General features: G+C 50.6%; 3 protein-coding genes and 1 pseudogene. All 4 read right to left on the reverse strand.

Annotation, left to right across the window (positions count from 1 at the left end; translation table 11 throughout):
• Positions 1-571 (reverse strand): annotated as a pseudogene (locus RMO84_RS01380) (hypothetical protein); the annotation flags it as partial.
• A 19-nt stretch (positions 572-590) separates the two neighbouring features.
• The gene (locus RMO84_RS01385) at positions 591-983 is read right to left on the reverse strand and encodes a Mini-ribonuclease 3 (protein WP_396135737.1); all 393 of its coding nucleotides are present in this window, start codon (positions 981-983) and stop codon (positions 591-593) included.
• A gap of 235 nt (positions 984-1218) precedes the next feature.
• On the reverse strand, positions 1219-1563 hold the full coding sequence (locus RMO84_RS01390; protein WP_310486656.1) for an STAS domain-containing protein: 345 nt from the start codon (positions 1561-1563) through the stop codon (positions 1219-1221).
• Between the two features lie 312 nt (positions 1564-1875).
• Entirely contained in the window at positions 1876-3039 is a 1164-nt protein-coding gene (gene carA / locus RMO84_RS01395; RefSeq protein ID WP_310486657.1) for a glutamine-hydrolyzing carbamoyl-phosphate synthase small subunit, read from the reverse strand.
• Between the last annotated feature and the right edge of the window lie 63 nt (positions 3040-3102).

The following is a 3102-nucleotide window of genomic DNA, read 5'->3' on the forward strand; positions in this document are numbered from 1 at the left end:
CTTCGCGGGGGCGGCGATCTCCACAAAAGCTGGCAGCGCGATCGTCGCGATTGTAACTGGGTCGATCTCGCTCGGCTCGGCCTCGATCGGCACCATTGCCACCGCGACGATCGCCGGATGAGTCATCTCTACGGGGCCGATCTCCGTCGGTACGGGGTGCAAAATCTCGTGCTTGGTTCGGACGGGGTACGCCCCAATCTTTGCGCTCTTCACGGGGTTTATCGGCGCGGACGAATTTACTGCTGGGCTTGGGTCGGTCGAAGCTAGATCCGCCCTCGGAGGTGCGAGGACGATAGCTGCGATCTCGGTCGAAGTTATTCGCGCCATCGGTTTTGCGCGGACGGCGATCCCCAGTGGGCCGATCTTCCGTGGGACGATCGCGATAACCAGATGTACCGCCATCGCGACGACGCGGTGCCTCTCCAGTCTGACGATATTTGTCGCCACTATTCGATCGACCGTCCGAGCTGCGGCTCGGGCGAGCATCGCGATCTCCACTTCCCGAACCGTCGCGATCTCCTTGACGTGGTGAAGGTTTGCCGCCACTAGAGCGACGAGGTTTAAATACCATGATGTCTATTTAGCTAAAATTATGGGGTTGGAGTCGGATCGAGATGGAGTAAAGCGAGTAACTCCCAAAGCCGGGGGGGATTGGTAATGTAAAGATAACCGATTAAAGTCTCAAAACTGGTAGCTTGCTGATAAACTTCGGGATCGAGGCGACGCGGACGACCGCTTGCCGCATTGCGACCTCGGCGAATCGTATCTAATTCTGCGGCTGTCAGGTGACTCCAGAGGAACTGCAAATGACTAGACTGAGCTTCAGCACGTACTTGGGCGACAACTTGTTGGTGATAAACATGAGAACGCTTGGGCGGAAGTAAAAATTTCGTACGCACGAAAAGTTCGTACACAGCATCGCCCAAATATGCAAGAGCTGCTGGGGACAGTTGGGGCACTCGATCGGGGGGAATACCTAGAATGTTTGGCTGTTGCCAGCTTGGTGGTAGTTCATGTTCGCCCACTGCGATCTCTGATGTAATAACTAATAGTTCTAAAGTAATGTGGATTCAGCTTTCCGATCTTACTCAAAATCGATCGAAACTGGTAGAATTTTGGCGATTTTGACATTAAACTTTGCAGCTAGTAACTGGGATCGGTCATCACTTTTTTGCTGATGCGCCAATCGCTCGACGTAACGACCGATCCCAACGACCTTTAACTGGCTGTAATCCTGGCCAACGCTGCATCAACAGATGTTTGGAGCGAGAGGAACTGTTCCAATCTAACGAGTTTGACAGTTTGAGTAACCCGCGCATTCGTGACGATTTGAACGGTGCCTTCAACACCTTGAGCTTTTTTGACTAGTTGCACCAAGGCTCCTAGTCCCGAACTATCCACAAAATCGATTTTGGATAGATCCAAAATCAGGTTTCCCGGCCCTTCTTCTACGCATTTTTCCATCACCTTTCTAAATGTCGGCTCAGAAAATGCATCGAGTAATCCGGTGAGGCGGAATAGTTGATAGTTATCTTTTACTTCGCGAGTGCCTCGGAGACTCACGGTTAAGCTTAGTGTTTCAGCGATAATAGCCTCCTTAAATGGTTACTTAAATAAATAATTTATCTGTAAGCGATACTAAACAATACTCTAGGATCGATCCCAAATTACGGCCTTCTTGTCAACAGCCGATCGATAGTAGCGACAGCAGACCGTAGGCGATCGAGCCAGCAGACCTAATACCATAGCTAGATTTGAGTCAGTAATGACACTATGAATATTTGTCTTTGGATCTACCGATTAGATCGGGGTTCGATCTGTTCCCAGCACGCACTCACAGCTTCAGTCGATCATTCTAACAATCCTGCTACTGGATTACTCTCTATCTCCTGACTGGGAATTTTGGCGCATCCGTTTGACAAATTTGGCAAACAAATAATCCGCATCGTGGGGGCCAGGACTAGCTTCTGGATGGTATTGGACGGAAAAACAGGGGAGCGTTTTATGCTGCAATCCCGCAATCGTGCGATCGTTGAGATTCAGATGGGTGACTTCGATCTCCGCACTTAAGGACTCTGCCTCGATCGCAAAGCCATGATTTTGGCTGGTGATCTCTACCGTTTGGGTGAGTCCAGCCGGCTGATTGAGGCCGCGATGACCGAATTTGAGTTTGAATGTTTCTGCACCCAATGATAGACCCAGAATTTGATGACCCATACAGATGCCGAAAATCGGCTTGTCAGCACTCAATAACTCTTTAGTCGTCGCAATCCCTGTCGTCACGGCGGCTGGGTCGCCAGGGCCATTTGAGAGGAAGATCCCATCGGGATCGTACTTGAGAATTTCGGCAGCAGAAGTGTCCGCCGGTACGACAATTACCCGACAACCATAGCTTGCCAACCGTTTGAGAATATTGCGTTTTACCCCAAAATCCAAGGCAACGACAGTTAGGGTCTGAGTGTCGCCCACAGGCGATTCGGGTTTAAATTCCCACATCGCTTCACTCGGTTGCGACCATTCGTAGACCCGATCTGTCGTCACATTATCGACGAGATTTAAGCCAGCCATACTCGGTGCTGACTTGACTAGATTGAGCAGTTCGACCGGATCGAGAATTTCGGTAGAAATTACCCCATTCATTGCTCCTGCCGATCGCAATTTGCGGGTCAGCGCGCGGGTGTCGATCCCGTAGATCCCAGGAATATTGTGGTGTTCGAGATATTTAGGCAGCGAAGCTGTCGATCGCCAGTTACTCGGACGATAGCAGACATTGCGCGCGATCGCGCCCCGAACGTGCGGTGCGTGAGATTCCTCGTCGTCGGGATTGACGCCAGTATTACCCAATTCTGGATAAGTAAACACGACGATCTGACCGCTATAACTAGGATCGGTGAGAACTTCCTGATAGCCAGTCATCCCCGTATTGAAGACAACTTCGCCAATGGTCGTACCCATCGCTCCAAATGACCAACCAGTATAGGTTGTGCCATCTGCTAATACCAATAAGGCTGGCAATACCGCAGAAACGCCCGACCTAATTACCCAATACTATTGGGAGCGGTATTTCTACTTTCCACCCGAACGGTTTACCACCTGGGAACG

It is taken from the genome of Chamaesiphon sp. VAR_69_metabat_338 (assembly GCF_031423935.1).
In the GTDB taxonomy this organism is placed as follows: Bacteria; Cyanobacteriota; Cyanobacteriia; order Cyanobacteriales; family Chamaesiphonaceae; genus Chamaesiphon.